Source organism: Sandarakinorhabdus sp., from assembly GCF_041689835.1.
In the GTDB taxonomy this organism is placed as follows: Bacteria; Pseudomonadota; Alphaproteobacteria; order Sphingomonadales; family Sphingomonadaceae; genus Sandarakinorhabdus.
Genome location: NZ_JBDNFM010000262.1, coordinates 1 through 9,634 on the forward strand (window position 1 = coordinate 1; position 9,634 = coordinate 9,634).

Genomic DNA, 9,634 nt, shown 5'->3' on the forward strand with positions numbered 1-9,634 from the left:
CACCAACAGCGGCGCCGAGGCTTTTGAATGTGCACTTAAAACTGCGCTTTCCTATCATTACGCAGCCGGCAATCCCCACAAACACCGTGTGATCACCTTCTCCAATGCCTTTCACGGCCGCACCATGGCTGCGATTTCCGCCACCGATCAGGAAAAGTTGCGCAAGGGTTTCGAGCCATTGCCCGATTGGTTCAAGGTGGTGCCGTTCGACGATCTCGCTGCTGCCGAAGCCGCGATCGACGATACGGTGGGCGCGTTCATGGTGGAGCCGATTCAAGGCGAAGGCGGCATCCGTCCGGCCAGCGCCGCGTTCCTCAAGGGGCTGCGCGAATTGGCCGACAAGCATGGCTTGCTGCTGATCCTTGATGAAGTGCAATGCGGCGTCGCCCGTACCGGCAAGCTGTTTGCGCACGAACTTTATGGCATCACGCCTGATATCATGGCCATCGCCAAGGGCATTGGCGGCGGTTTCCCGGTTGGCGCCTGCCTGGCCACCGAACGCGCCGCGGCTGGCATGGTCATCGGCACGCACGGCAGCACCTATGGCGGCAATCCGCTCGCCATGGCGGCCTGCGAAGCCGTGCTGGACATTGTGGCGGAGCCGGCGTTTCTGCAGCGAGTGACCGAAATGGGCGCTCGGCTCACCGAAGCGCTGGAACAGATGATCCCCAATCACGATGATCTGTTTGAAAGCGTTCGCGGTGTTGGCCTGATGCTGGGCCTGAAGATGAAGAGCGACAGCCGCGCGTTTGTAACCCACGCGCGCAGCCACGGCATTCTTGCCGTTGCCGCCGGCGACAATGTGGTGCGCCTGCTGCCACCGCTCACCATCGAGGAAAAGCAGATCCGCGAATGTGTGGAGCGGCTGTCTGCCGCCGCGCGCAGCTATCAGCCGGCTGCGGCTGCCTGAATCCCGCCTATTCAGGGGCGGGACTGCGAAGTTCCGATCCACCTTTCCCCACCCCCAGCCCCTCCCTTGCAGGGGAGGGGAGGATTTTTAAAAATGCCGCATTTCCTTGATCTTGCCACTGCCACCCCCGCCGGCCTGCGCGCCATCCTTGATGATGCCCACCGCCGCAAATCTGCGCGCGCCGGCTGGCCCAAGGGGCGAATTGACGCTGATGCACCGCTGGCCGGCCATGTGCTGGGCATGATCTTTGAAAAACCCAGCACCCGCACCCGCTTCTCGTTCGACATGGGTGCGCGCCAGCTCGGCGCCACGACCATCGTGACCAGCGCCGGCGAAATGCAGCTGGGCCGCGGCGAAACCATCGCCGATACCGCCCGCGTGCTCAGCCGCATGGTCGATGCAATCATGCTGCGCACCAACAGCCATGACAAATTGCAACAGCTGGCCGAACATGCCGGCGTGCCAGTGATCAATGGCCTCACCGATCTGTCCCACCCTTGCCAGGTGATGGCCGACATCATGACCTTTGAGGAACGCAGCGGCCGCCCGGTGGCCGGCTCGACCTGGGCCTATGTCGGCGATGGCAACAACATGACCAATTCGCTGATCGAAGCCAGCTCGCTGCTGAAATTCGATCTGAAAGTCGGCGTGCCGTGGGGGTTGGAGCCCGATTCGGGCGTGATGGCAATGGCGTGCGCGCGCGGCGGCTGCATCGATCTGGTGCACAGCGCCGCAGTCGCCGTCGATGGCGCCGATGTTGTCGTCACCGATACCTGGGTGTCGATGGGCCAGGCCGACACCAAGGAAAAAATGGCAGCCTGCCAGCCTTTTCAGGTGAACGATGCACTGATGGCGAAGGCGGCGCCGGGCGCCCTGTTTTTGCACTGCCTGCCCGCCCACCGCGGCGACGAAGTGACCGACAGTGTGATGGACGGCCCGGCTTCTGCCGTGTGGGACGAAGCCGAAAACCGCCTGCACGTGCAAAAATCCATCCTGCTCTGGTGCCTGGGGCAGCTGTGATGTTGGCCGAAGGCATTGCCCCCACCGCCGATCGCACGCTGGGCTTCATGGTGCCGTCGCGCGGTGTGCGCGGCATGGTGGTTCGCGTGGACGCAACCCTGAATGCCATCCTGGCTGCGCACCCCTACCCCGAACCGCTGACCCGGCTGCTCGCTGAAGCGCTTACGCTCACGGCATTGGTGGGGGCCACCATGCGGCAAGACGACGGCCAGGTGACCGTGCAGGCCTCGGCCAAAGGCGGTGTGGTTGATCTGCTGGCCTGCGACTGGCGCGCCGGAGAACTGCGCGGTTACATGAAGTATGATGCGCAAGCCGCTGTTCATGAAGGCATGAACTTGCCTGAATTGTTCGGAAAAGGCTATCTGGCGATCACCGTCGACCAAGTTACATCGGAAGAACGCTGGCAAGGCATCGTGCCGCTGGAAGGTGTCAGCCTGGCCGCCGCGCTGGAGGGCTGGTTCAGCCAATCCGAACAATTGCCCACGCTGATGCGTATCGGTGTGGCTGGCAGCGCCGCCACCGGCTGGCTGGCTGGCGGTTTGATCGTGCAGCATCTGGCCCGCGCCGAAATCGGCGGCGAACGGCTGGATGCCGGCGAACAGCACCCCGATTGGGACCATGTTGCGGCACTGGCCGGCACCGCCTCGGCTGCGGAATTGACCGACCCCGATCTGTCGGCAGAAGCATTTTTGTGGCGTCTGTTCCACGAAGAACAGGTGCGCGTGGTGCCCGGCCCCACCCCGGTAAAAGGCTGCCGCTGCTCGGCAACACACATCAAGGAAGTGCTGATGCGCTTCCCCGAAACCGAGCGCGTCGGCATGCGAGACGACAGCGGACTGATCGCCGTGGATTGCCAGTTCTGCAGCCGCGTATTCGCGATTCCTGCATGACCGGCAAGCTGGCTGTTGTCCTGCTTTCGGGCGGGCTGGATTCGACCACGGTGGCCGCCATGGCCCGCGCCGAAGGCTGGCGCATCCTGGCGCTGACCATCGATTACAATCAGCGCCACCGCATAGAGCTTGATCATGCCGTGCGCGTGGCCAATGCGCTGGCGGTGGAGCGCCACATCGTGCTGCCGCTCGATCTCACCGGCTTTGGCGGATCGGCGCTCACCGCCGATATCGATGTGCCCAAAGCCAAGGCCGGGGCACCCGTGGGGCCGGGCATCCCGGTCACCTATGTGCCGGCGCGCAACACGATTTTCCTGTCGGTGGCGCTGGGCTGGGCCGAAGCCGCCGGCGCGCGCGATCTGTTCATTGGGGTGAATGCGCTGGATTTCAGCGGCTATCCCGATTGCCGGCCGGAATTCATCGCGGCGTTCGAAGCCATGGCCAACACCGCCACCAAGGCCGGTGTGGAAGGTGCTGCTTTCCGTGTCCACACCCCGCTGATGACGATGGACAAGGCCGGCATCATCGCAGCAGCGCAAGCGGTTGGCGCGCCGCTGCACCTCACCTGGTCGTGTTATGACCCCTCGCCGCAAGGCCGGCCCTGCGGCCAGTGCGACAGCTGCCGCCTGCGCGCCAAGGGCTTTGCCGAGGCCGGAGTGGCAGACCCTGCCCAGAGCCCTTCCACATGAGTTACGCCGTCAAGGAACTGTTCCTCACGCTGCAGGGCGAGGGCGCGCAAACCGGTCGGCGGGCGGTGTTCCTGCGTTTTGCCGGCTGCAACCTGTGGACCGGGCGAGAGCAGGACCGCGCCAAGGCAGTTTGCACGTTCTGCGACACCGATTTCGTTGGCACCGATGGGCCGGGCGGCGGCAAATTCGCTTGTTCTGACGCGCTGGCCGATGCAGTTGCCGCCTGTTGGGGCGAGACAGCCAGGCACCGCCTCGTTGTTTGCACCGGCGGTGAGCCGCTGTTGCAGCTTGATACGCCGCTGGTGGCAGCGCTGCACGCGCGCGGTTTCGAGATCGCCATCGAAACCAACGGCACCCAAGCCCCGCCTCCAGGCATCGACTGGATTTGCGTGTCGCCCAAGGCCGATGCGCCGCTGGTGCTGACCACCGGCAACGAGCTCAAGCTGGTCTATCCGCAGCCCAAGGCGCTGCCAGAGCGCTTTGCCGGCCTCGATTTCCAGCAATTTTTTCTGCAGCCGATGGATGGCCCGGCGCAGGCCGACAATATTCAGGCAGCCATTGCCTATTGCCTCACCCACCCGCAGTGGCGGCTCAGCCTGCAAACCCACAAGCTGACCGGGATGCCCTGAGCGTCAGCGGGCCGACGAAACTTTGGCCTTTTCCCGCGCGATCCACGCCAGCATCTCGCTTTCCATCACCGGCAGCGGCACTGAACCCATGCCCAGCAGTGTGTCGTGAAATGGCCGCTGATCGAAGCGCGGGCCAAGTTCGGCTTCCGCACGTCCGCGCAGCTCACGGATCTTCAGCTCGCCCAGCTTGTAAGCCAACGCTTGGCCCGGCCAGCTGATATAACGGTCCACCTCCACCTCGATATCGCGGCGCGACAGCGCGGTATGGTCTTCCAGATAGGCGATGGCCTGATCACGGCTCCAACCCCTGGTATGCAGGCCGGTGTCGATCACCAGGCGGGCGGCGCGCCACATCTCGAATGTCTCGCGGCCAAATTCTTCGTAGGGCGCCTCATACAGGCCCAGCTTGGTGCCCAGCCACTCGGTATACAGGCCCCAACCTTCGCCATAGCCGGAAAAATAGGTGCGGCGGCGAAACGGCGGACGAGAAGGTGCCTCCAGCGCCATCGCGGCCTGGTGGCTGTGGCCGGGCACACATTCATGCAAGGTGAGCGCCACCAGATTGTACAGCGGCCGCGATTTCAGGTCATAGGTGTTCATGTAGCAAGCATCGAGCCCGCCGCGCCCGGATGTATACACCGGCGCGATTGCATCGGGCACCGGCCGCAGCGTGAAACGCATGCGCGGCAACGTGGTGAAGACCTGATCCAGCTTGCCGTCCATCTTCTTCATCACCAGCGCCGAAAAGCCGAGAAGTTCAGCGGGCGTGCGCGCATAGAATTGCGGATCGGTACGAAGGAATTTCAAGAACGACCTGAAATCGCCGGAAAATGCTGCTGCGCGCATGGTCAGCTGCATGTCGGCGTCGATGCGGGTGACTTCACCCAAGCCGAGTTCGTGGATCTGATCGGGCGAAAGTTCCAGTGTCGTGTATTCGCGAACCTGATCGCGGTAATACGCCAAGCCATCGGGCAGTTCCTTCGCCGCCGTGGTGGTACGGGCGCCGGGCAGATACTCGCTGCGCAGGAACGCCAGCAGCCGGGTTTGCGCCGGGTTGACGATCTCATCGATCACGCTGGCGGCCTCGGCCTGCAAGGCAGCCTGCGCGCCGGGCGAAATACTGGACGGCATCCGGATGAACGGCGCAAAAAAGGGGCTGGCTTGACTTGGCTTGATCTGGCCAGCCAGCGTGTCATCGCGGCCCTTCAGCGTAACGGCCGGCGGCGTAAACCCGCGCTTCATCCCGGTGAGCATGTTGGCGGCATGTTCATCAAACCAGCGCGGAATGTCGCGCATACGGCTGATGTAGTTGCGATATTCGTTTTCTGTGCGGAATGGTACCTGCGCCGGAAGATCGCTCCAGATGTTGCTGTCGCTGTTGATTGGCATTTCATATTTCCGCCAGCCAATCGCCGTCACTTCGGCGCGCAGCGATTCCGTCAGCACCGCCCTGTTCAGCCGTTCTTCCGCCGACAATTCAGCATCCGGGATGGCGGCCAACTGGCCAAGCACTCCACGCCAGTAACGTTGGCGTTCCATATGGCAGGCCGGCGTCTCGCACGGCAGGCGCGGGCCTTGCCGCGTGTCCAGCCCGTCCTGCACTTGCCCGGTCTGCACCAGTCGCCATTGCCATTCCGCGTCATAGAGGGATTTCAGCCGCTGGTCGGCGGTCTGGGCATGCGCGGCGCTCGTCACCAGCAGCGCGGCTACAATGGCGCGAATCATTATCTTCCCCCTCTTCAAAACCCTCAGCCGCGGCCGCGGTAGGTCGGCACGCCCTGATCGGGCAGCCACAGACCATCCGGCACCGCGCCGCTTTGCCAGAACACATCGATCGGGATGCCGCCGCGCGGATACCAATAACCACCGATGCGCAGCCATTTGGGCTTCATCTCGGCCACCAGGCGCTGGCCGATGCCCACAGTCACATCCTCGTGGAAACCGGCGTGGTTGCGAAACGATCCGAGGAAAAGCTTCAAGGCCTTTGATTCAACGATCGTTTCATCCGGCACGTAATCGATGACGATGTGGGCGAAATCGGGCTGGCCGGTGACCGGGCACACCGAGGTGAATTCCGGGCAGGTGAAGCGCACGAGGAATATTGCGCCCGGCCGCGGGTTGGGCGGATAATCCAGCACTGCCGCTTCCGGACTGGCCGGCAGCCCAGAAGATTGGCCCAAATGCAACACGTCCACCACTTAATCTCTCCATGCTGTAACAAAGCTGCGCACTGAGCCGACTATGGGCGTGACATGCGCCGGCCACGCAATTATGTCACGCTCATAACGGTCAAAACAACGACGCGTAGGGAGTGCCGCATGAACCTTCTGGTGTCCACTGACTGGCTTGCCGCAGAGATGGGTAAATCCGACCTGCGGATCATCGACGCCACCATGTTTCTGCCTGCACACGCCCGCAACGCCCGCGCCGAATTCGAGGCAGCGCACATCCCCGGCGCCGTGTTCTTCGACATCGAGGAAGTGTCGGACACCAGCAATCCGCTGCCCGCCATGTTGCCGCCGGCCGAAAAATTCGCCTCGCGCTGTCAGGCACTGGGCCTGGGCGATGGCAGCCGCATCGTCGTGTACGACAACAGCCCGCTGAAATCATCGGCGCGCGTTTGGTGGATGCTGGGTTTGTTCGGCGCCCACGAAGTGGCCATATTGGACGGCGGCTTTGCCAAATGGCAAGCTGAAGGCCGGCAGGTGGAAAGCGGCAAGCCGATAGTGCGCCACCGTCATTTCACCGTGTGGGCCGACAAGGCGCAGGTGCGCGACGCCGCCCAGATGGCCGACAATCTGCGCAGCAAGGCCGAACAGGTTGTTGATGCCCGTTCCGCTGCGCGTTTCACCGGTGCCGAAGCCGATCCGCGCCCCGGCGTGCGTCCCGGCCATATGCCCGGTTCGAAAAATATCCCCTATTCAGCGATGTTCAACGAGGATGGCACCTACAAGCCGGCGGCAACGATCAAGGCGTTGTTCGATGCCGCCGGGATCGATCTGGGCAAGCCGCTGGTTGCCACCTGCGGTTCCGGCATCACTGCGCCGGTGGTGGCCTTTGGCGCGGCGCTGGCCGGCAAGCCCAATGTTGCCATCTATGACGGCAGCTGGAGCGAATGGGGCGCCAACCCGCATAACCCTGTCGTTTCGGGCGATGCGGTGACGGGCGCGTGACCCAGCGGCGGCCGCCGCGCCCCGATCTGTCGGCGTTCGGCACCGGCACGCAGTTGGCGCAAGCGGGCCGCGCGCACGCGGTGGACATGGTCAACCCCCCCGTGGCGCGGGCATCGACGATCCTGTTCGCCAATCTGGCCGATCTGGACCAGGCGCTGCACGATCCCGACGCCGGGCTGTATTATGGCCGGCGCGGCACCCAGACCCACTGGGCGCTGGAAGATGCGCTCAGCCAACTGGAGCCGGGCGCGGCCGGCACCAAATTGTTCCCGTCGGGCGTGGCAGCCATCACAACCAGCCTGCTCGCATGCCTGAAGGCCGGCGACGAGCTGCTGGTGACCGACAGCGCCTACGAGCCGAGCCGCAGCTTTGCCGATCATCTGCTGGGGCCACTGGGCATTACCACCCGCTATTATGATCCGCGTTGCGGGGCGGGAATCGTTGATGTGATTTCTGAAAAGACCAAGGCGATCCTGCTGGAATCACCGGGTTCATTATCATTCGAGATACAGGACCTGCCGGCGATCACCGCCGCTGCCCGGCCGCGCGGTATCACCACCATCATCGACAACACCTGGGCGACGCCGCTGCGGCTGCAGCCGCTGGCGCTGGGCGTGGATATCAGCATCCAGGCGTTGACCAAATATGTGGGCGGCCACAGCGACATGATGATGGGCAGCGCCGCCTGCAATGCCGCGTTGTGGCCGCGCCTGAAGGCAACCGCATACCGCCTGGGCCATTTCGTTTCGGCGGATGATTGCGCGCTGGCGCTGCGCGGCCTGCGCACGCTGAACCTGCGGCTGGACCGCCACGAACAATCTGCGCTGGCCATCGCACGCTGGCTGGAAGGTCACCCGGCGGTGGACCGCGTCTGGCATCCGGCCCTGCCCTCACATCCCGATCACGCACTGTTCAAACGTGATTTCAGCGGCGCCACCGGGCTGTTCTCGATGGTGCTCAAACAGGGCAGCCGCCCGCACACCGCCGCCCTGATTGACGGGCTGGCGCATTTTGGTATCGGCTTTTCGTGGGGCGGTTATGAATCGCTGGTGCTGCCGGTTGAACTGGACCGCATCCGCACCTCCACCCAAACGCCCCTGCCCGGCCCCATCGTGCGGCTTTCGATCGGGCTGGAGGACGTGGGCGATCTCATCGCCGATCTGGATGCTGGCCTGGCGCGTTATCAGGCGCAGTTCACGGCATAGCCTGCACCTTTAATCCACGTCGGTAACGTCAACCGCTTCGCCGGTCATCCGCTGCGCCAGCGCCGCGGCCATGAACGGATCGACGTCGCCGTCCAGCACGTCATCGGGGCTGGTGGACGTGACGCCGGTGCGCATGTCCTTCACCATTTGATAGGGCTGGAGCACATAGGACCTGATCTGATGGCCCCAGCCGATATCGGTTTTGTTGGCTTCGGTTTTGGCCGATTCCGCCTCGCGGATGGCGAGTTCGCGTTCATACAGCCGGGCCTTGAGCATCTTCATCGCGGTGGCGCGGTTCTTGTGCTGGCTGCGCTCGTTCTGGCAGGCGACGATCACATTGGTGGGGATGTGCGTGATGCGCACGGCCGAATCGGTGGTGTTGACGTGCTGCCCGCCAGCGCCCGACGCGCGGTAGGTGTCGATCCTGAGATCGGATTCCTTGATTTCGATGTCGATTTCATCATCGACCTGCGGATAGACCCAAACGCTGGCAAAGCTGGTGTGACGGCGCGCGGCACTGTCATAGGGGCTGATGCGTACCAGCCGGTGCACGCCGCTTTCGGTCTTGGCCCAGCCATAGGCCTGGTTGCCCTTCACCAATATGATCGCATTCTTGATCCCGGCGGTTTCACCGCTGTTGAAATCAATGAGTTCAACCTTGTAGCCGTGTTTTTCGGCCCACCGCTGATACATGCGCAGCAGCATCGACGCCCAATCCTGGCTTTCGGTACCGCCAGCGCCGCTGTTGATTTCGATATAGGTGTCGTTGCTGTCGGCCTCACCCGACAACAGCGCCGCCACCTTGTCCTTTTCGGCCTTGACTGCGAGCACCTGCAAAACAGCCACGCCGTCCTGGGCCAGCGCCTCGTCGCCTTCCATTTCGGCGAGTTCGATCAATTCGCGCGTTTCGGTCAGGTCACGCTCGATATCGCGGGTGGCGGTGATGGCTTCATCCAGCCGGCGCCGCTCGGTCATGAGGACCTGCGCAGCCTTGGGATTGTCCCACAGCTTGGGGTCTTCGACCCGCGCGTTCAGTTCGTCCAGGCGGCGGAGTGCGCGAGCCCAGTCAAAGAGACCTCCTCAGCAGGCCCAAGGCCTGCTGGAACGGGAGGGTGGCG

General features: G+C 63.6%; 10 protein-coding genes. 7 read left to right on the top strand and 3 right to left on the bottom strand.

Going from position 1 to position 9,634, the window contains the following annotated elements:
- The 5 genes from ACESL8_RS13145 to queE all read left to right on the top strand — a co-directional run.
- On the top strand, nucleotides 1–910 hold a 910-nt coding region (locus ACESL8_RS13145), incomplete at its 5' end, for an aspartate aminotransferase family protein (RefSeq protein WP_372919580.1).
- A gap of 93 nt (nucleotides 911–1,003) precedes the next feature.
- Nucleotides 1,004–1,930 carry an ornithine carbamoyltransferase gene (argF, locus tag ACESL8_RS13150; protein ID WP_372919582.1) on the top strand — a complete coding sequence of 309 codons (927 nt, stop codon included), beginning with the start codon at nucleotides 1,004–1,006 and terminating at the stop codon, nucleotides 1,928–1,930.
- Complete coding sequence (locus tag ACESL8_RS13155; RefSeq protein WP_372919584.1) at nucleotides 1,930–2,820, top strand: Hsp33 family molecular chaperone HslO; 891 nt, start codon at nucleotides 1,930–1,932, stop codon at nucleotides 2,818–2,820. Before argF ends, ACESL8_RS13155 begins: the two co-directional genes overlap by 1 nt.
- Nucleotides 2,817–3,509: a 7-cyano-7-deazaguanine synthase QueC gene (queC, locus tag ACESL8_RS13160; protein WP_372919586.1), complete on the top strand. Its 693-nt coding sequence runs from the start codon at nucleotides 2,817–2,819 to the stop codon at nucleotides 3,507–3,509. The genes ACESL8_RS13155 and queC overlap by 4 nt, the downstream gene beginning before the upstream one ends.
- On the top strand, nucleotides 3,506–4,138 hold the full coding sequence (gene queE, locus ACESL8_RS13165; protein ID WP_372919588.1) for a 7-carboxy-7-deazaguanine synthase: 633 nt from the start codon (nucleotides 3,506–3,508) through the stop codon (nucleotides 4,136–4,138). Before queC ends, queE begins: the two co-directional genes overlap by 4 nt.
- Nucleotides 4,139–4,141: 3 nt before the next feature.
- On the opposite strand, the gene ACESL8_RS13170 is transcribed toward queE, so the two are convergent.
- On the bottom strand, nucleotides 4,142–5,863 hold the full coding sequence (locus ACESL8_RS13170) for a DUF885 family protein (protein WP_372919590.1): 1,722 nt from the start codon (nucleotides 5,861–5,863) through the stop codon (nucleotides 4,142–4,144).
- Nucleotides 5,864–5,886: 23 nt separating this feature from the next.
- Complete coding sequence (gene queF / locus ACESL8_RS13175; RefSeq protein ID WP_372919592.1) at nucleotides 5,887–6,336, bottom strand: preQ(1) synthase; 450 nt, start codon at nucleotides 6,334–6,336, stop codon at nucleotides 5,887–5,889.
- Between the two features lie 120 nt (nucleotides 6,337–6,456).
- Here queF and sseA point away from each other — a divergent pair, with 120 nt between their 5' ends.
- Entirely contained in the window at nucleotides 6,457–7,311 is an 855-nt protein-coding gene (gene sseA, locus ACESL8_RS13180; RefSeq protein WP_372919594.1) for a 3-mercaptopyruvate sulfurtransferase, read from the top strand.
- Complete coding sequence (metC, locus tag ACESL8_RS13185; protein ID WP_372919596.1) at nucleotides 7,308–8,516, top strand: cystathionine beta-lyase; 1,209 nt, start codon at nucleotides 7,308–7,310, stop codon at nucleotides 8,514–8,516. The genes sseA and metC overlap by 4 nt, the downstream gene beginning before the upstream one ends.
- 9 nt (nucleotides 8,517–8,525) lie before the next feature.
- Here metC and prfB read toward each other — a convergent pair.
- A protein-coding gene (gene prfB / locus ACESL8_RS13190; RefSeq protein ID WP_372919598.1) for a peptide chain release factor 2 occupies nucleotides 8,526–9,609 on the bottom strand; the annotation gives its coding sequence in 2 pieces (ribosomal slippage) (nucleotides 8,526–9,584 and nucleotides 9,586–9,609; 1,083 coding nt in all).
- Nucleotides 9,610–9,634 lie beyond the last annotated feature (25 nt).

Bases quoted from the DNA above. Each gene is read 5' to 3' on its own strand.
- ACESL8_RS13170 (WP_372919590.1), bottom strand. From the start codon at position 5,863: ATGATTCGCGCCATTGTAGCCGCGCTGCTGGTGACGAGCGCCGCGCAT.
- ACESL8_RS13155 (WP_372919584.1), top strand. From the start codon at position 1,930: ATGTTGGCCGAAGGCATTGCCCCCACCGCCGATCGCACGCTGGGCTTC.
- sseA (WP_372919594.1), top strand. From the start codon at position 6,457: ATGAACCTTCTGGTGTCCACTGACTGGCTTGCCGCAGAGATGGGTAAA.
- queE (WP_372919588.1), top strand. From the start codon at position 3,506: ATGAGTTACGCCGTCAAGGAACTGTTCCTCACGCTGCAGGGCGAGGGC.
- argF (WP_372919582.1), top strand. From the start codon at position 1,004: ATGCCGCATTTCCTTGATCTTGCCACTGCCACCCCCGCCGGCCTGCGC.
- queC (WP_372919586.1), top strand. From the start codon at position 2,817: ATGACCGGCAAGCTGGCTGTTGTCCTGCTTTCGGGCGGGCTGGATTCG.